General features: G+C 36.8%; 18 protein-coding genes and 1 pseudogene. 5 read left to right on the top strand and 14 right to left on the bottom strand.

All coding sequences use genetic code 11. From position 1 onward, the window contains the following. A partial coding sequence (locus AC1DUW_RS11585; protein ID WP_477642568.1) for a DMT family transporter occupies positions 1 to 861 on the top strand: 861 nt, incomplete at its 5' end. 252 nt (positions 862 to 1,113) lie between these two features. Here the strand turns inward: AC1DUW_RS11585 and AC1DUW_RS11580 are convergent. The 7 genes from AC1DUW_RS11580 to AC1DUW_RS11550 all read right to left on the bottom strand — a co-directional run bounded on the left by AC1DUW_RS11580 (position 1,114) and on the right by AC1DUW_RS11550 (position 6,103). Beyond that, positions 1,114 to 1,563, bottom strand: a complete 450-nt coding sequence (locus tag AC1DUW_RS11580) for an alanyl-tRNA editing protein (protein WP_477642567.1) — start codon at positions 1,561 to 1,563, stop codon at positions 1,114 to 1,116. After that, positions 1,485 to 1,832, bottom strand: coding sequence for an alanine--tRNA ligase-related protein (locus AC1DUW_RS11575; RefSeq protein ID WP_477642566.1), 348 nt, complete (start codon positions 1,830 to 1,832; stop codon positions 1,485 to 1,487). Before AC1DUW_RS11575 ends, AC1DUW_RS11580 begins: the two co-directional genes overlap by 79 nt. A gap of 3 nt (positions 1,833 to 1,835) precedes the next feature. Continuing rightward, on the bottom strand, positions 1,836 to 2,876 hold the full coding sequence (locus tag AC1DUW_RS11570; RefSeq protein WP_053344585.1) for a threonine aldolase family protein: 1,041 nt from the start codon (positions 2,874 to 2,876) through the stop codon (positions 1,836 to 1,838). A gap of 1 nt (position 2,877) precedes the next feature. Continuing rightward, positions 2,878 to 3,321, bottom strand: coding sequence for a MarR family winged helix-turn-helix transcriptional regulator (locus tag AC1DUW_RS11565; protein WP_053344584.1), 444 nt, complete (start codon positions 3,319 to 3,321; stop codon positions 2,878 to 2,880). A gap of 339 nt (positions 3,322 to 3,660) precedes the next feature. After that, entirely contained in the window at positions 3,661 to 4,923 is a 1,263-nt protein-coding gene (ltrA, locus tag AC1DUW_RS11560; RefSeq protein ID WP_477642565.1) for a group II intron reverse transcriptase/maturase, read from the bottom strand. Positions 4,924 to 5,559: 636 nt separating this feature from the next. Then, positions 5,560 to 5,808, bottom strand: coding sequence for a hypothetical protein (locus AC1DUW_RS11555; RefSeq protein WP_477642564.1), 249 nt, complete (start codon positions 5,806 to 5,808; stop codon positions 5,560 to 5,562). Positions 5,809 to 5,821: 13 nt separating this feature from the next. Next, positions 5,822 to 6,103, bottom strand: a complete 282-nt coding sequence (locus AC1DUW_RS11550; RefSeq protein WP_477642563.1) for a TetR/AcrR family transcriptional regulator — start codon at positions 6,101 to 6,103, stop codon at positions 5,822 to 5,824. 124 nt (positions 6,104 to 6,227) lie between these two features. Between AC1DUW_RS11550 and AC1DUW_RS11545 the strand changes: the two genes are divergently transcribed. After that, the gene (locus AC1DUW_RS11545; protein ID WP_053344631.1) at positions 6,228 to 6,887 is read left to right on the top strand and encodes an SDR family NAD(P)-dependent oxidoreductase; all 660 of its coding nucleotides are present in this window, start codon (positions 6,228 to 6,230) and stop codon (positions 6,885 to 6,887) included. Positions 6,888 to 7,279: 392 nt separating this feature from the next. Here AC1DUW_RS11545 and AC1DUW_RS11540 read toward each other — a convergent pair whose 3' ends face one another. Then, the gene (locus tag AC1DUW_RS11540) at positions 7,280 to 7,813 is read right to left on the bottom strand and encodes a hypothetical protein (protein ID WP_053344630.1); all 534 of its coding nucleotides are present in this window, start codon (positions 7,811 to 7,813) and stop codon (positions 7,280 to 7,282) included. Positions 7,814 to 8,479: 666 nt separating this feature from the next. On the opposite strand from AC1DUW_RS11540, the gene AC1DUW_RS11535 reads away from it, so the two are divergent. Both AC1DUW_RS11535 and AC1DUW_RS11530 read left to right on the top strand, forming a co-directional pair. Beyond that, a complete protein-coding gene (locus tag AC1DUW_RS11535; protein WP_477642562.1) occupies positions 8,480 to 9,517 on the top strand; it encodes a serine hydrolase domain-containing protein in 1,038 nt (345 codons plus the stop codon). A 22-nt stretch (positions 9,518 to 9,539) separates the two neighbouring features. Then, positions 9,540 to 9,953: a GNAT family N-acetyltransferase gene (locus AC1DUW_RS11530; protein ID WP_053344628.1), complete on the top strand. Its 414-nt coding sequence runs from the start codon at positions 9,540 to 9,542 to the stop codon at positions 9,951 to 9,953. A gap of 154 nt (positions 9,954 to 10,107) precedes the next feature. On the opposite strand, the pseudogene AC1DUW_RS11525 reads toward AC1DUW_RS11530, so the two are convergent. After that, positions 10,108 to 10,365 (bottom strand): annotated as a pseudogene (locus AC1DUW_RS11525) (IS1595-like element ISSpps1 family transposase); the annotation flags it as partial. A gap of 532 nt (positions 10,366 to 10,897) precedes the next feature. Here AC1DUW_RS11525 and AC1DUW_RS11520 point away from each other — a divergent pair. Continuing rightward, positions 10,898 to 11,584 carry an ArsR/SmtB family transcription factor gene (locus AC1DUW_RS11520; protein WP_053344626.1) on the top strand — a complete coding sequence of 229 codons (687 nt, stop codon included), beginning with the start codon at positions 10,898 to 10,900 and terminating at the stop codon, positions 11,582 to 11,584. Positions 11,585 to 11,695: 111 nt separating this feature from the next. Here AC1DUW_RS11520 and AC1DUW_RS11515 read toward each other — a convergent pair whose 3' ends face one another. From AC1DUW_RS11515 to AC1DUW_RS11495, 5 genes are all read right to left on the bottom strand, one after another. Further along, positions 11,696 to 12,580 (bottom strand): DMT family transporter, encoded by an 885-nt coding sequence (locus AC1DUW_RS11515; RefSeq protein WP_053344625.1) that lies wholly within the window; start codon positions 12,578 to 12,580, stop codon positions 11,696 to 11,698. A gap of 443 nt (positions 12,581 to 13,023) precedes the next feature. Next, positions 13,024 to 14,454 carry an MDR family MFS transporter gene (locus AC1DUW_RS11510; protein WP_053344624.1) on the bottom strand — a complete coding sequence of 477 codons (1,431 nt, stop codon included), beginning with the start codon at positions 14,452 to 14,454 and terminating at the stop codon, positions 13,024 to 13,026. Between the two features lie 62 nt (positions 14,455 to 14,516). After that, entirely contained in the window at positions 14,517 to 15,089 is a 573-nt protein-coding gene (locus AC1DUW_RS11505) for a TetR/AcrR family transcriptional regulator (RefSeq protein ID WP_053344623.1), read from the bottom strand. Positions 15,090 to 15,356: 267 nt separating this feature from the next. Next, positions 15,357 to 15,449 carry a putative holin-like toxin gene (locus AC1DUW_RS11500; protein ID WP_223305372.1) on the bottom strand — a complete coding sequence of 31 codons (93 nt, stop codon included), beginning with the start codon at positions 15,447 to 15,449 and terminating at the stop codon, positions 15,357 to 15,359. Between the two features lie 328 nt (positions 15,450 to 15,777). Then, complete coding sequence (locus AC1DUW_RS11495; RefSeq protein WP_477642561.1) at positions 15,778 to 16,755, bottom strand: 5-oxoprolinase subunit C family protein; 978 nt, start codon at positions 16,753 to 16,755, stop codon at positions 15,778 to 15,780. Positions 16,756 to 16,873 lie beyond the last annotated feature (118 nt).

Raw genomic sequence — 16,873 nt, 5'->3', positions numbered from 1 at the left:
CAAGCTAATATTCTATTAGTCTTCGTTACAATGGGATGGGGTTCATCTTATATATTTACGAAGTTCAGTATAGGTGAAGTGCAGCCATTCATGCTTGTTGCATTTCGATTTATTATTGCTTTCATTGTAATGGCTCTATTGTTTTTTCAAAAAATACGTCACGTGCATCGGCAAACGATCCAAGYGAGTGCGGTTTTAGGTACTATATTATGTGGTGTGTTTGCTACATTTGGCTTTGCAATGCAAACTACCAGTGCCCCAACAGCTGGCTTTTTAATTACGACAACTGTTATTTTTGTTCCTTTGATTATGGTTGTAATTAAAAGGAAATTGCCAGTACGCAAAGTTATGTTGGGCACTCTAATTACGTTCACAGGACTCACTTTGCTTTCATTGAAAGAGTCATTCACTTTTGAAATCGGGATAATTTATTGTTTATTAACTGCCTTCTTATATGCCATCCATATTGTAGCAAATAATTATTTTGCACGAACTGTTGATGCCTTTCAGCTTGGAATTTTTCAGCTTGGGTTTACGGGGATACTGGGGCTAATTGCATCATTACTTTTTGAGCCATTTTCATGGCCAATAGGTGCTGTTAGTTGGGCAGCCATTGTCAGTTTAGCAATCATTTGCTCTGCTTTTGGATTTGTCGTTCAATCAATAGCGCAAAACTACACAACACCTGAAAATACTGGCTTTATCTTTTCCTTAGAACCAATTACCGCTGCAATTTTTGCCTTTCTATTCCTTGGTGAAAAAATGGTCATGCAAGAATATATTGGTGCAACGATAATTTTAATAGGTATTTTTGTTGCCAATCATACTCCGAAGAAAAGGATAGAATATGGTATGAATTGAACGTCGTAAATATATAAAAGATAGTTGAATACGGTTAGTAAACTTATTCTGTGCTAAAAATAAAGTAACCTTCAATCAGATTTATAGAATGAAGAATCACACCTGTTTATTGCATAACAAACTGCAGCTGCAAATTGGAACATGAAAATAATAATCAATATTGATGCTACCGTTTATGGAACTATTCCCGTATAAATTTTCTACTGTCCACTTGATTATCCCCTCATTGCTAAAAAGAAGGGATAGTAGAACTTAATCCAGTAGTTGAATTTTAATCCTTTTTTTCATGGGACCTTTATTTTGAATTTTCATAATGGAAAAGTCTTTAATTTCAGTTGTGTTGTTGACGTGGGTTCCGCCACATGCTTGCGCATCAATATCATTTATTTGAACAATTCGAATTTCGTTAAGAGAAGCTGGAAGTAAATTAATTACCGTCTTAATAGTCCCTTCTTTTTGCTCAGCTTCATCTCTACTTAATATTTTCGTGTAAACATTATGGGGTTGTGCCAGTAACTTCTTTATTGATTGTTCTAATTGATCAAATGGTATTTCTTGTATTATTTCAGGAGAAAAAGACAGCTCTAATCTCGCATGTTCTTTTTCAATTTGACTACTTGTAGCTAAAGCATTGTAATGTTGATATAAATAACCTGAAATGACATGCAATAATGTGTGGTACTCATATTCTGAAACCGCCAAGACCAGTCAATCTGCATCTCTACTGTTTGATTAATGTGCTGTAATGGACGTTCAAGTTCATGAATAATTTCTCCATCTATTTTTTTTACTGTTAAAATATTATAGGTTTTATCACCTTGTTTAATAATCCCTCGGTCACAAGGCTGTCCACCGCCACCTGGATAAAAAATCGTTTGATTAAACACAACAAATTGTTCTTTTATTGAAACAATATTTGCCGTACATTCTTTTATATAACTATTCTCTGCGTATAACTCTATAGTTGCCATTTTTTATCCTTTAGTCGCCTTAATATCTTCTACTAGCATTTCAACATGTTCTTTTTTCGTAGACCAACTAGTACAAAATCTCATAGCACTGTGTGTAGCATCGACTTTTTCCCAGAAGGAAAATGAATACTTTTTGCCTAATCCCAAAATTACATCATCCGGCAAAATGGGAAACTGCTGATTTGATGTAGAATCATATCGTAATGAAAATCCATTTTCAACAAATGCATCTCGAATCATCATTGCCATTTCCACGGCATGATTAGAAATTTCATAGTATAATCCATCTTCAAATAAGGTTTCAAACTGGATCCCCAAAAGTCTTCCCTTTGCCAATAATCCTCCCTTTTGCTTGATAATATATCGGAAATCCTTTTTCAGGGCATCATTTATGATGACTACTGCTTCACCAAACATCGCACCAACTTTAGTTCCGCCAATATAGAATACATCACATAGACTTGCAATATCTGCCAAGGTTAAATCGCTATCCATTGAAGCCAAACCATATCCTAATCTAGCGCCATCCATTACTAATGGCAAACGACATTCCCGGCAAACTTTACTTAATGCTTCCAATTCGACTTTACTATAAGTCGTTCCATTTTCTGTAGGATTAGAAATGTAAACCAAGCCTGGCTGTACCATATGCTCATGAGTGACATCATTCCAATGAGCATCATATAAATTTTTTACCTGTGCTGCTTGGATTTTCCCATCATCACTCGGTAAAGTAAGTATTTTATGACCCGTTGCTTCAATTGCGCCAGATTCATGTGCTGCTATATGACCAGTAATTGCTGAAACTGCACCTTGATGCGGGCGCAAAATGGAAGCGATAATAGTGGTATTCGTTTGTGTTCCTCCTACTAAAAAGTGTATATCTGCATTCGGAGCATCACACTCTTTTCTAATGTAAGCCCTCGCTTTTTCACAGTGTTCATCCACTCCATATCCGGGTGTTTGTTCTTCATTGGTTTCTATTAATCGTTTTAGAATTTGCTTATGAGCACCTTCTGTATAATCATTTTCAAAACGTATCATCCTATATTCTCCCCAAACTATCCAGTTTCTTCTGAATGAACATCATAGAAGCATGGATTTCTTTTATTTCATTTTGTGATAATCCTTGGAATAACCTCACTAATTGTTCATCGGATCTTTCATTAAGCTGGTTAAAAAGAGTCATCCCTTTAGGAGTCAACCGAATCAGACTAGTTCTGTTATCCAAAGTCGAGTTTTCCTTAATAACCAGTCCATCTTTACTTAACTTGTTAATTATTCTACTCATATAGCTGCGATCAATTTCCAGTTTATCAACTAAATTGTTTGCTATACACTGCTCCATCATACCGATTTCTAAAACTACTCGTGCCTCAGTTAAAGAATATTCTGTATCAAATATATGCTTATCTAATACACCAAGTATATTCGTATAAAATCTATTGAATTGCCGTATATCAGCAATGGTATTATTATTAATTTTCATTGCAGCCTTCCTTTTTAGTGGACTTTATCCACTAATACCTTAGTATTATTAGTGGACTTTGTAAACTTTTTTTAAATCAATGAAGAATGAAGGATAAAGTAATCCCAAAATACGCTTTCCAATTGATTTGATACCACTAGTTTGGCCAATTTCAAAAATAAAAAATAACCCCGAAAGATAGGTTATTTTTTTCAATATTGAACAAAAACACCATTCTTAATAATTATTTTTTATGCAACTAACCTGCCCCGATAGTTGCATAAAATCGAGTAGGAGGAGGCGCCTAGCCTCCGACCTCTCACACCACCGTACATACCGTTCGGTATACGGCGGTTCAGTTTAAGTCTGACGTAGTTTTGTATATCGTTCATATAGATTTACTAACCCATGATGGAGCCAATAAACATTATTAAGGGTTTTGTCTAGAATAGGACTATGCGCTATGCGCCAAYAACCCTTTCTGCTATTTCCCCATTCATATGCTYTTCCAARTGGGACGCCTAATCCTTTGAGTTTCTTCACCCTCGTTCTTGGCAATTTCCATTGCTTCCATAGGCACATCCTGAGTCTTCTTCGAATCCATGAATCTAAATTCTTCAATACGTTCGGAGTATCAATGAGGGCGAAATACCCCATCCAACCTCTAAGGTATTGCTTTAACTTATTTATTCGGAGTTTCATGGGTATCGGTAATTTTCTCGAGGTCATTTCCCTGATTCGTTTCTTTACTCTCTTCACCGTTTGTTTAGCCAGTAGAACCTTCGGGTTCTTCTTTGACTTCGTGAAACTAAAACCGAGAAACGTTCTGTTCCAAGGGCGATCATACTTCGACTTCTCGTAGTTGACCTTTAGCTTCAGTTTATTTTCAATGAAGCTTGAGATATTTCCCATTGCACGTTTGGCGGCTTTTCGTGTCTTCACAAAGATMGTACTGTCATCCGCATACCTTACGAATCGAAGATTGCGTTTCTCTAGYTCTTTATCTAAATCGTCTAACATGATATTAGAWAATAAAGGACTTAACGGAMCTCCTTGCGGAGTWCCCTCCTCACTTTTATGAAAAAGTCCGCCTATCATAATGCCTGCTTGAAGGAATTTACGAATCAGTTTGAGAACTCGTTTATCTTCAATTTTCCGCTCTAACATTCCCATGAGCTTGTCATGATTCACTTTATCGAAGAACTTCTCCAAGTCCATATCCACTACCCATGTATAACCTTCGGTTATATAGGACTTTGCCTTTCGAACCGCCTGGTGCCCTTGTTTGTTAGGGCGAAATCCATAGCTATTCTCCGAAAAGGTTGAGTCATATATYTTAGTCAATATTTGGGCAATGGCTTGTTGAATGAAACGGTCTAGAACGGTTGGAATACCCAATAGCCGAACTCCGCCGTTTGGTTTCGGGATTTCGATACGACGGACGGGCTGCGGTTGATAGGTACCCTGTAAAAGGGCAGTTTTCATGTTGTACCATTCGGTTGCGAGGTGCGGTCTCWGGTTTTGAACCGGCATTCCATCTACACCATGGCTTCCCTTATTTCTTTCTACACGCTTCAATGCCTGTATTAAGTTTTCCCTCTCTAGTATCTGTTCCATTAACATCGTTGATATCCTTTCCCTGCGTGGACGAGATGGTCTATTTGTGCCTTTATCTGCTCCGCCCTTTTGAAGTTCCCCGTGTATTCACCACTTCTTCCTTCAAATAAGTTCCGTTAGGAATTGTTTGCTTCTTCGCAGATAACGAACGCCTAGTATTCATCCTCCTTAATCTGTTCGGTCCTTCCTTATCTTCTCGAGTAGACAAGTACTATGACCTCTGCTGACTTCTGATGATTCAGCTRTCCATCACTGGACAGGTTACCAAGTGTACTTGGCTGTCATCAGRCCTCCCCGGGTAAGAGTGCAATCTTTCCCTCCATCTATCTGCTTCATTTACTCTGTACCACCTTCGGCAGTAAGGACTTTGTTTTGTTTCGCAAACTCATCCAATGATACCTAGCCTTATATGAAGTTCGTGTTCCTCAGACCGGAGGTTTGCCGCTTGCTTCCTTCAGATTCCACGTYACCGTGGACACCCTTGCATTAAGCTAACCACTACTACTGCCTTCATGGTTCGGGACTTTCACCCTATAGATTGCACCCATGCCGGGCGCACGAAAAAGAGCTGCCTTAAAGACAGCTCCATATTCAACTAACGCACCCGTTTGTTTAAGAACATTTATTCAAAAACTTTTATACTCATTTGTTAAAAATTAATAAAGATACTTCTTCAATAATTTTTTTTTGAGATAAATTGGTTTTCTCCACTACCAATAGCTCTGCTGCATCATATAGAATTCTTGAATATAACAAAATATTAAATTCTTTTATATCATTAAATTCATTCAACTGGATACATAATTGTAAATGAATTTTTAACGCATCAAGCATTTTCATTCTTAATAATGGAAATAGATTCTGATAACTATACGGACAGCTATCTTTCACTTGCTGTAAGTATTCAAAAACAGCTTGGAATAAGTTCTCTACTTGGTTTTTTATCCCACGTGTATATGTCTTTTGTATGCTTATTAAGCTTTTCGGTTGCTGAATCTTTTGTCATTTCATCAAATAATTGAAATTTATCTTCAAAATGAGCATAGAAAGTTGCTCGATTTATATTTGCTTGTTCTGTTATATCCTTTATCGTTACCTTTTCAATTTTTTTATGCTTTAAAAGCTCAATAAATTCCTCCACAATAGCTTGTCTCGTTGATGTTTTTCGGATATTTTGTACTTTCATTATATTTCTCCTTATCACAACAAACTGCTCTTTTTGTTGGATGTTACATCATATTCTCTGCTTTACAATTACATTAAAACAACAGATGTTGGTTTAATTTTAATGAATAAGGTGGTTAAAATCAATGACAACAATTGCTGTTATCGGTGCAGGTCCCGGTTTAGGTTTATCAATCGCTAAGAGATTTGGTTCAGAACAATTTAACGTGGCCCTTATCGCTCGTAACAAAGAAAAGTTATCAGCTATGGTTGAAGAATTAAAAGGCTTAAATATTGAGTCTAAATATTATTTAGCAGACTTACGAAATTTAGAACAATTAAAAAAAGCTTTAGACGATGCAAAAGCAGATTTTAATAATATTGATGTACTTGAATTTAGTCCCTATCCAGGACCCAAATCATTTATTCCCACATTAGATGTAACTGCAGAAAATATGACAGAACAAATTAATTATTTCTTATTACCAGCCATTGAAGCCGTTCAAAGCGTATTACCAGGAATGCAAAAAAAAGGTGCAGGCGCGATTCTTTTCCCAACAGGTATTTCCGCAATGCATCCAATTCCTCAACTTGGTAACGCAGGTATTGTTATGGCTGGACTACGTAATTACGCCACAAACTTGCACAACATCCTAAAAGAACAGAGCATTTACGTTGGACATTTATCTATTGGTACGCTAATCGAAAAAGGTACAGAGGGTGACCCGGATCTAATTGCAGATATGTGGTATAACCAATACGCTACTCAACCATACTTTGAAGCAGTTTACCCAACAAAAAACTAACCTTATCTTTAGCAGGATGATCATAAGCATTAAATTCGTTTTTTAAAATTCGATTCAAATTAGGAAGATTTATTTGGGACCAAAATTGTTTGGTCCCAATTTTTCACTTATTAACTCACCTGAAACTTTTGAAATAGGCTAACCCTTCAGTCACTTATTGAGCTATCCTGCCCCTTTAGTTCCATAAGAAAAAGCTGCCTTAAAGACAGTTCCGATCTTCAGCTAACGCACCCGTTAGTTTAAGGGTATCATTTCACAAACCTTCAGTTGTTTTAGCTTAATGCCTTTTATATCTTCAATTTATTTTGTTACATTGGGATAACCCCATGCCGGAAAAAGAAAGGACGACTGCATCAAGCCATCGCCTTCCATTCTGTAAGCTGTTTCGATTGTTAGACCGAAATGATACCGCCTGTTGGGACTGGGACTGATGGACCGGTTACTTCAATGTCTGCATCAACAAACAACCCATGAGGGAAAGTCGCCCCTGCATCGTCAAAAGCCAAATCCGGCCCAGAACCAAATATTCTCCCAGCAATTACTTCTACGCTAAGTTTGTTTTTCTTTTCGTTGCGGTCAATATCGCCCCAAAATGAAAAACGCCATGTTCCGAAAGCCGGAGGAGAAGCGGGACCGGTGACTACGATGAGGAGGGTATGGTGAGGGAGAACTGTTACTGTCCAGTTACCATTTGGTGGAGACGAAATTTCCGGGTTTTGAACGCCAGGAGCTACCCCAGGAGAGGAAAATTCCACTAGGAAATTCGCAGTAAGCGTTTTTGAACTCGGATTTTTGAAATAGATGTTGATCATATCATTGCTATCTGGCGCTTGGTTATCAACGGGCACATGAAATACACCAGTTGTAATTGCCTCTACCATATTACCACTCTCTTCTGATGAACTTTCTTCAAAGTTGTTATTCAAATAAACTCTTCCTTTCAATCAATAAAAAATTTTTTCCTAAATATAATTTATTCGTGATACAGCTTTTTTGTATGGATCAATTTGCTGATAAAAAAACACAAGTTTCGAGAATTAGATTAAATGTCTTCTTATACTCAATACAAAGAATTATTTAGCTTTACCTAGTACACGCCAAATGGTCAGCTACCTCTTCCTGCTACTTTCATAGTGAGGTGGGTTTGGGATGTCGCTCTCAACTACAATGAAATTGGCATTACCAAACAACATAGTCCTCTCTGATAATTGGAGTGTCTGATAGTTAATCCTTCTTCCACTAACCTGCCCCTTTAGCTCTATAAGAAAAAGGTTGCCGCAGCGACCTCTCTTATTGAAGTTAAGCACCTGCTAGTTCATTAAGAAAAGGCATAGAAGGAAAGAAAAGAATAAACCACTTTCCTGATAACATAACTAAGTCAAACAAGTAATTTATAACATTACCCATTCTCCAAGCTATTACTGCTGAACTAATTGCAATCACAACTAAACTTACAACTTAACTAACTCTAATTTGCCTTTATCGCCTGCCCTACATCTAATAAAATTATTTTAATTTATTTTACAAATAGATATAACAGAACATACATTCGTGTTATATTTTATTTGATAATACTAACAAGGAGGATAATTGTGAAATTAAAAAACATTAACATTGAAGAACGAATGAAACATTATAATGTGCAAGGTTTAAGTATCACATTGCTTGAGGGCGGTGAAATTAGTGGAACAGAAAATTACGGCATATTAGAAGTGGAAAGCAATAGAAAAACAAATGAAGATTCTATTTTTAGTGCGTGTTCAATTAGCAAGTTCTTAACAGGAATACTTGCTATGAAGCTAGTACAGGATGGACTTCTTGATTTAGGTGATGATGTGAATGAAAGTCTTGTATCGTGGAAAGTACCAGAAAATGATTTTACTAAAAATAAAAAAGTGACATTGAGGAACTTACTAAGTCATCAATCTGGAATTAAAGACCCTGAAGGTAGTTTTCCTGAACTAAATTCAAAAATAGGGGTTCCTTCGATGGTTAAATTATTAGAGGGGAAAACCCCTTATTGTAAAACTCCTATTGACGTCAAGTGTGAACCAGAAAGTGAATTCCATTATTCGGATGCAGGTTTTTGTATCATTCAGAAACTGATAGAAGATGTTACTGAAAAACCGTTTCATCAGGTTATGAATGAGCAAATATTTGAACCATTAGGAATGGCAAATAGCCAATTCAATATAACAATGTTGGAAGTGGATAGACAAAATTTTTCTTGTGGTCACAACAAAAACGGTGAATTAGTAGATGGAAAATATCCAATATATCCTTATCCAGCGGCTTCTGGATTATGGACAACTTCTTTGAATTTAGCTGAATTAGTTCGTGAGTTAATGAATGCTGTAAAAGGAGAAAGCAAGGTTGGCATTTCGGAAAGTTTAGCAACAGAAATGATAACCCCACAAAGAGGTAAAAGTTGGACTGGATTAGGTGTGTTTCTTGAAAGTTCTGAAAAAGAACTAGAAATTACATCACTTGGTTGGGGAGTGGGCTTTCAATGTATGATGGTGGCGTTTCCATATTTAGAGAAAGGTGCGGTCATAATGACAAATGCAGAATTGGGTGTTCATCAAATGGAAGGTATTATAGGAGAAATATATAAATCTCTTTTGTCTTAAAAAGCGTTAAGGGGGGAGAAATATGCAGATAGCCTTAGCAAATCCAACTCATATACCTGAAGTTGTGTCGTTCTTCAACGAAAATTTAGACCGCAATAACAGTGCGGTTTATTCTGAAGAGTTTTTATGCCCTCTTGGAATTAAAGCAGCCATAAGAAGAAAGCAAATGATAGTGGCAACAGTAGAAGGTCAAGTAGTAGGGGCTTTTCGGTTTTACCGAAAAAAAACACAAAACAAAATATCTTTATACCAATTTGCGATTAGTGAAATTTATCGCGGTCAAGGGTTATTAAAAAAGATGTTAAAAACGATAAATGATTTACCTATCATTTCACTATGTCCGACTGATTCCTATTTAAATGATTATTATGATAAATCAGGATGGTATTTACAAGAACAAAATGAGGAATTTAATGTGTGGATTTTTAATGACTGAACACGGTTTTCCTTTTATCTAATAAGTAGTATAGTCATTTTCTTCTTCAACTAGGGTGTTTAAGTAAAAAACGGACAGCAAAATACATGAGCTTGGAGATACATTTCCCAGTTCATTTTTTATGTGCATTTTTATTTTCCTATAATCTTGGCACTTAGAATGCGAAGTTTCTCAGTCTTAACTTATCTGCGGTTTCCCAAGTTCCATGAACACTTGCCAAGATAAGCATTTGCATTTGCTTTTTCTTGCTCAAATGGCTTTCCATTTTCCTATTGTCGAGAAATTGAAACCACACTAAATAAAGTTGTAAATACTTCGTAGAAACACCATTAAAACGACTTATCCATTTCTTTAAACGGGAATGGTAATTATTAATATTATTGAGGTGGTAGATGCCTTTCTTTACATATTCTTTCTTACTGCCGTTTATGATGACGTGCTCCACTTCGTTATTAGATTTAACATATCCAATAAGAAAAAGAGCTGCTTCCATTTAGCAACCAGGGACTGTACATTTGTTTTCAGTTGAACTGGACAACTCATTTACTCCCTATAAAAGAATAGCTCTTACCACCTTACAAATCTGCACGTTGTATTTTTCTATACTACGTTTCTCTTCCTTTTTGTTGTGCTACTTGATGATTCGTATTCTCTTTCCACTTTTGAATCGCTTCTAAGGATTCCAAATAAGGGACTGTAAAATAACCATGCCCTTCGTGATCTCTTGAGCTCTCAACACTGATAAATCCAGGTTACCTTCCAAATTCTATCACCTTATCTGCCATGCTTGCAGATCCTTTTGAAACGTGGTCTGTTCTTTGAGAAGTAAATATTTCTATATTATAGGTGTTCATCATGTTCCCCCTTGAAATTGTTATTATTCATTGAAAACGATAGACACTACAACTATAATCGAAATGTGGAATGCAGAAAGGATGGTAAAAATGAATATAAATCCAAATGTGGCGGAAGTTGCTTTTCTCCTTGGAGAAACGTCGCGGGCAACAATTCTAACGAGTTTAATGGACGGACGTTTTCATACAGCCAGTGAATTAGCTTTTATGGCTGCGATAACACCTCAAACAGCCAGCTTTCACCTTTCTAAATTGATAGAAGGTAACCTTGTTAACGTTGAAAAACACGGACGTCATCGCTATTTCCAACTAGCAAATGGAGAAGTCGCGCGCATTTTAGAATCGTTCCTTGCGATTTCTCCACCTCCTGAAGTGCGCTCTTTAAAACAATCTAGTCAGGTAAAATTGCTTCGGGAAGCAAGAACTTGCTATGACCATTTAGCAGGAAAATTAGGAGTCGATTTAACCGAATCGATGTTGAATGCTGGTTATTTGGAAAAAGAAGTAAGAGATTTTGTAGTTACACCTAAAGGAGAACAGTTTTTTACTGATTTCGGCCTTGATTTATGTATATTAAAAAGAAAACGCCGCTCATTTTCTCACGCATGTCTAGACTGGAGTGAGCGTCATCATCATCTTGCTGGCTCTTTAGGACATGGACTTATGACACACTTTTTTGAATTAGGTTGGATAATTCAAGTTCCATCAATTCGCGCTGTTAAAGTCACAGATAAAGGAAAAGTAGGGTTTAAACAAGCTTTTAATATAAATGTGTAATTTAACGCTGAGAAAAACCCCTCCTTAGTTCACAGATAAGGGTAACTTATTTTTTTCTGAACACTATGAGGGGTTACATTTGCGCTTGAATGCTTAGAACAAACTATTTATTTATAAAGCTCTTTTAACTTGGTTATTCTTCTGCTGGAAATTTCTATTTACAAGATAGACACCAATTATAATAAACAAGCCACCAACTATGATTGAAGGGTATAACGTCTCCCCTAATAGTAACCAGCCAGATAATACACCAAAGAAAGGTGCCAAAAATAAAAAGGCACTCGTTTTTCCTGGATCACCCTTTTGTAAAAGATAATACCAGACGGCAAATTGGACAATAGAAGACATAATACTTAACCATAATAAAATGAACAATGAATTACCGTTCAAAATGAAGACTGGTTTTTCAAGAATAAAGCTGCTAAGTAAAAGTAGTAATCCACCAAAAAACATCTGATAAGCAGATAGAACCCACGTATCGAAAAACAATCCCCATTTTTTAACTAATAATGTTGAAATTGCCCAAAAAACAGCAGAAAGAATGCCAAAAAGAATACCAATCTTAAATTCAATTTGCGTTCCCATTGTAATGCTTACTCCTACTAATCCTAAAAGAACACCAATCCATTGATAAAGTTTATAGCGCGTTTGTAAAAATACGGTACCGAATAGAACAACAAGTAAAGGGTTAGTGAATGTTAGAATTGAGGATTCACTAGCTGTAATGGTTCGTAAACTTAAGAAAATACACCCCATAACACCGGCTGTTTGGAAAGTACCAATAATAAGCATCTTTATCCAGTTTCTTTTAGATTCTGGGTGCGGCCTTTTTAAAGCGATAACGATTACTACCATTAAGAGTCCGGCAAGTGTGAAGCGTAATGCTGCTAATAACAACGGGGATGAATAAGACAAACCTATTTTACCTACAGAAAAAGAAGAACCCATTAAAAATGTTGTTAAGAGTATTAACAGTGTAAATTTGAAAGTATTCATTTTTTATCTCCCCACATATTATAATGACCAACCTGTGCCTATTATAACTTCTGAATATTTCAGCTGTGATCGAAATATGGAATGCAATGGAGATAAAATAAAACTGGTAAATCTAAGTTGTTCGAATTGGCTTCTCTGCATAGGGAACCTTTACATGCTCAATACTAACTAATTTAATGAATGGGCTTTTCCGTACAGCTAGTGAATTTTGTTAAGCACAAAACGACAAAGGCGCTTCATAATCTTTTTGTTTCTATCCAGAGGGATGACAAGTGGTTGACCCTTATTCCTCTAAAATTTTATATGTTTTCTTGTTCAACTACCCTGCCTTAGCTCAAAATCAACAACATCCTTTAACAGAGCCAAACAAACAATAAAAAAGCCAGACAGAGAAACCCCATTCCCTGCTGGCTTCTTTATGTTATTACGTTAAGAGATCTTCCTTATTTATCGCGAGCTGTTTTAATAAAGAGCGACACAATCAAACCGACGATTGCAAGGACTAGACCGAAAACAAAGGCATCCTGAACACCTGCAGTCAATGAACCGCTAATGGCTGATGGGTCAAATGGGTCTTCTACACTAGCCATATAGTTTTTTTGAGATGCTGACATGATGGTAATAGCAACCGTCGTACCAATGGCTCCCGATACTTGTTGTAATGTATTCATAAGAGCCGTTCCATCTGGATAAAGATTTTTCGGAAGTTGATTCAGCCCATTTGTCTGAGCAGGCATCATGACCATCGAAACACCAATCATAAGGAAAGTATGCATGACGATTACCATAATGATAGAGGTTTCAGTCGTTACGTTCGTCAAAGTCCATAACATAGCAATCATGATAATAAAGCCTGGAATCACTAGCCCTCTTGGTCCAAATTTATCAAAAATGCGCCCCGTAATTGGAGACATGAAACCATTCAGTACGCCACCCGGTAAAAGTACAAGCCCTGCTGAAAACGCAGCTAATGCTAGCCCAGTTTGCAAGTATAATGGTAATAGGATCATAGATGACATGATAATCATGAAGGTAATGAAGACGGTTATTAACCCTAGCGTGAACATAGGATATTTAAAAACACGCAAGTCAATCATCGGTTTATCCATGTTGAATTGTCTTACAGCAAACAGGAATAGCGCTACAAGGCCTACAATGATCGAGGATAGAACGATCGCATTTCTCCATCCTTGATCTCCTACAATACTAAAGCCATAAACAATTCCCCCAAAACCAATGGTCGATAAAATAATGGATGGTACATCGATTTTAGGCTTGGTGATCGTTGAAACGTTTTGCATATACTTGAGACCAAATAGTAAAGCGATCACAAAGAACGGCAAAGACACCCAGAAAATAAAATGCCAAGTCAGATTTTCGATGATCAAACCTGAAACTGTCGGTCCGATGGCTGGTGCAAACATGATGACGAGCCCCATCAACCCCATGGTTGCTCCCCGTTTATGAATTGGGAAAATTACCAAAATGGTATTAAACATAAGAGGAAGTAAAAGTCCCGTTCCGACTGCCTGGATGACACGAGCTAGCATTAATAGGCCGAAACCAGGTGCTATTGCAGCAATGAGCGTTCCGATAATAGAGAACACCATTGATGCAATGAATAATTGACGAGTATTAAACCACTGAATCAAGAGCCCCGAAACTGGAACCAATATCCCCAATGTTAATAGATACCCCGTTGTCAGCCATTGCACAGTAGAAGGACTAACATTGAATTCCTGTATTAAATCGCCAAGTGCCATATTTAAAGCTGTCTCACTAAATAACCCAATGAACCCTGCAATTAAAAAAGAGATTAATATAGGGGTCGTTCTAATGACTGGGTTTTGTTGCTGTGTTGCATCTGTAGACATAAAAAAATTCCTCCAATTACTAACTGCATCGACCTAAGCTTATAATAATTTTTCCGTATCACTTATTTATTTATCAACAATAATGGTATCTGCTCCGCAATAGCGTGGAGAGGTTCCCCACTTTTCGCCGTTAAAGATAAAAGAATACCACCTTCTATTAAAGCGTTAATGACGATACTTAAATCCTTAGACCGCTTCTCACTGTATCCTGCCTCATGTAATTTTTTCACATAAATAGATTGCCAATCCGTTACAGCTTCTTGACAGGCCATTCTTATAGGCTCACTTGTCGTATATGTTTCAGCCGCTATTGTTCCGATTGGCAAGCCTAAAAGATTACCATTTTCGCCAAAAACCTCGGATAATTGATAAATATGAGCCTGAATTGCTTTAATAGGGTCTTCAATTTCATCAAATTCTCGCTGAATTTCACCTACAACCATTTCTTTTGTATGATTAATCGCCTCAATAGCCAATTCTTCTTTGCCTTTAGGAAAATAATGATACAGCGAGCCTTTAGGAATACCACTTTCCTCAATAATGTCCTTAAGCCCTACACCATAATATCCACGTATTCGAAAAAGTCGAGAAGCAGCTTCAATAAGAACTTCTTTTGAGCTTCTTTTGTCTGCCATAGCTGAATCACTCCTTGAAATTATATCAACCGGTCTATTAGAACTATACTGACACATCATTTTTTTGTCAATGTAGATAGCAACAATGATAGGATTTGCTTTGATTCAGGCATACCTATCAACAACATAAAGAACACCTCATTGGGTGTTCTCTGCCAGTAAAAAGAATCGGAAAACTTTTACCATCCTTAGGACACGGCCTTTTTAAAATAAACATTTCCATCAATAGAATAGCGGACTATCGTTTAAAAACATATATCGGTATCTTCAAGGATTCTTGTCATGATTTTTAAAATCAAGAATAGCAATTACAAACATGCCAAAGCTTAGCATTAGGGAAAGAACTTCAAAAGTACCCACTCATACATCGCCTCCTTCCATCAAGCATTTCCTGATCAGAGATTGTCCTATACAGGAAAACATGAAGTACTGGCATTTCAACGGCAATAGTGCATTAATAATAAAAAAAGAGCAAACCCAGTAAGAGTATGCTCTCGTAATAATCATGTTCCTTGAAAAATCGAAAGTTCATAATAGGAAGTTGACTTCAATCTAAACTCTGACTAGAAGCTCTTGATTTCCGCTTCTGCTATCGAGTTATTTTGAGCCTCTTCATTTAATACTCATACATCCTGTTCCAGTTATTGAAAAGAGTTTTATTATTTTGGTACAAAGTTTAAGTCATTACTTACCTTTTAATAAGACCGACCAGCGTTTCCATCCTTTTTTTTCTTTCTGCTCGCGCTTGGATGGCCTGGTCAATAGTAACTGTGATGAAGTGACATTTCGATAAAGGTCTAGATTGAGAAATTAAATCTAAATCTTGGCTTATTACGGTGCCTATTGTAACAAAACCACCTCCTGTCATTGCATCATTATGTAAAACAATCAGTTCTTCCTCATTTGTAAACATAATAGATCCTATAGGATACGCAAAATCAACAACATTCGAAAAACTAGTTCCTGCACCGAATGGTGGATATTGCTCAGTGAATGACACTCTTGGGCCAGTATATCGGTAAGCAACCCGGTTGGATTCATGCGAAACGATCCATTCCGAATTGAGGAAAGTTTTTAACCCTTGATCGCTCAATAAGTAACCTGATAACCCCATCGTGACACGTAATTCTTGAAAATCATTAAAGGTTGGGACGAATTCTAGCGGAGCAGATTTACCAACCTGTTTTGAAGCCCCTGGCAATGGTTCATTAATCTGTATTCTATCGCCTACAGCTAACTTTCTGCCATCAAAGCCCCCAATCTGGCTTAGTTCGTAGGTTGATTTACTACCTAAAACATCTTGAACCTTTATGCCACCAGAGATACTTAAATAACTTTTCACCCCTTGTTGGCAAGCTTTTATCGTTAAAATGTCTCCTTCTTTTACTTGGTGGGTTTCCCAGAAAGATAATCGTTGGTGATTTAAGTATGCTTCCATTGGAGCACCTGTAAGGGCAATAATTAAATTTCTATGAAATTCAAACTCTCCCCCTAATAATGTCATCTCAAGTGATGCAAACTCAGCTGGATTTCCTACAAGTAGGTTCCCAATAATAAATGAATATTTATCAGCTGCTCCTGATGGCGGTACGCCCAGATGATAATTCCCAACGCGTCCCATGTCCTGTACCGTTGTCCATAACCCAGGCTCCTTAATTTCTATCATTTAAAAATCCTCCATGAGCTCATCGATATATTTTTTTCCTTTTTGTACATATTCAAGTGGAGAAAGATCAATTCCTTTTACTTTATTATGATACGTTCCTGCACGTACGCTGCTTTCG

Source organism: Peribacillus sp. P4_C12, from assembly GCF_056402095.1.
Note: the sequence above shows the minus strand (reverse complement) of the source record. Positions and strands in the feature narration are given on the sequence as shown.

Bases quoted from the DNA above. Each gene is read 5' to 3' on its own strand.
- AC1DUW_RS11575 (WP_477642566.1), bottom strand. From the start codon at position 1,832: ATGGCAACTATAGAGTTATACGCAGAGAATAGTTATATAAAAGAATGT.
- AC1DUW_RS11570 (WP_053344585.1), bottom strand. From the start codon at position 2,876: ATGATACGTTTTGAAAATGATTATACAGAAGGTGCTCATAAGCAAATT.
- AC1DUW_RS11565 (WP_053344584.1), bottom strand. From the start codon at position 3,321: ATGAAAATTAATAATAATACCATTGCTGATATACGGCAATTCAATAGA.
- AC1DUW_RS11550 (WP_477642563.1), bottom strand. From the start codon at position 6,103: ATGAAAGTACAAAATATCCGAAAAACATCAACGAGACAAGCTATTGTG.
- AC1DUW_RS11545 (WP_053344631.1), top strand. From the start codon at position 6,228: ATGACAACAATTGCTGTTATCGGTGCAGGTCCCGGTTTAGGTTTATCA.
- AC1DUW_RS11530 (WP_053344628.1), top strand. From the start codon at position 9,540: ATGCAGATAGCCTTAGCAAATCCAACTCATATACCTGAAGTTGTGTCG.
- AC1DUW_RS11520 (WP_053344626.1), top strand. From the start codon at position 10,898: ATGAATATAAATCCAAATGTGGCGGAAGTTGCTTTTCTCCTTGGAGAA.
- AC1DUW_RS11515 (WP_053344625.1), bottom strand. From the start codon at position 12,580: ATGAATACTTTCAAATTTACACTGTTAATACTCTTAACAACATTTTTA.
- AC1DUW_RS11510 (WP_053344624.1), bottom strand. From the start codon at position 14,454: ATGTCTACAGATGCAACACAGCAACAAAACCCAGTCATTAGAACGACC.
- AC1DUW_RS11505 (WP_053344623.1), bottom strand. From the start codon at position 15,089: ATGGCAGACAAAAGAAGCTCAAAAGAAGTTCTTATTGAAGCTGCTTCT.
- AC1DUW_RS11495 (WP_477642561.1), bottom strand. From the start codon at position 16,755: ATGATAGAAATTAAGGAGCCTGGGTTATGGACAACGGTACAGGACATG.